A 472-nucleotide genomic window follows, 5' to 3' on the forward strand; every position below is an offset into this window, starting at 1 on the left:
AAGCCGATCGAGGACAAGCCGCGCGAGGCCCAGCTGCTCGCCGACGTCGAGCGGCGCGCGGTCGGCGCCGGCATCGACCGCGATTACGCACATGCCTTCTTCGCCGACCAGATCGAGGCGAGCAAGATCATGCAGAACGCGCTGTTCGCGAGCTGGCGCGCCGGTCAGGCGCCCGCGGGCACGCCGCCCGATCTCGCCACCACCACGCGCCCGCAGTTCGACAAGCTCACCCAGTCGATGATCGCCGCGCTCGCGCGCGTCGCGCCGTTGCGCGAGGCGCCCGCTTGCCAGGCGCGCGTGGCGCGCAGCATCGCCAACTGGAAAACCTTGACGCGCTATGACTCGCGGCAGTCGCCGGCGCTCGACACGGCGCTCTCGCACGTCTGCTCGGGTGGCGGCGCGAGCGCCGTCGGCTGAAGAACGCGGCCGCCCGGCCGAAGCGGACCCGGGGCGGTGCCGGCCTAATCGTCGA

1 protein-coding gene is annotated in these 472 nt (G+C 72.7%); it reads left to right on the forward strand.

Annotation, left to right across the window (positions count from 1 at the left end; all coding sequences use genetic code 11):
* On the forward strand, nucleotides 1-417 hold a 417-nt coding region (locus FQ746_RS31925), incomplete at its 5' end, for a chorismate mutase (protein WP_144113808.1).
* Nucleotides 418-472 lie beyond the last annotated feature (55 nt).

This window comes from Paraburkholderia sp. BCC1886, assembly GCF_900996245.1.
Lineage (GTDB): Bacteria > Pseudomonadota > Gammaproteobacteria > Burkholderiales > Burkholderiaceae > Paraburkholderia.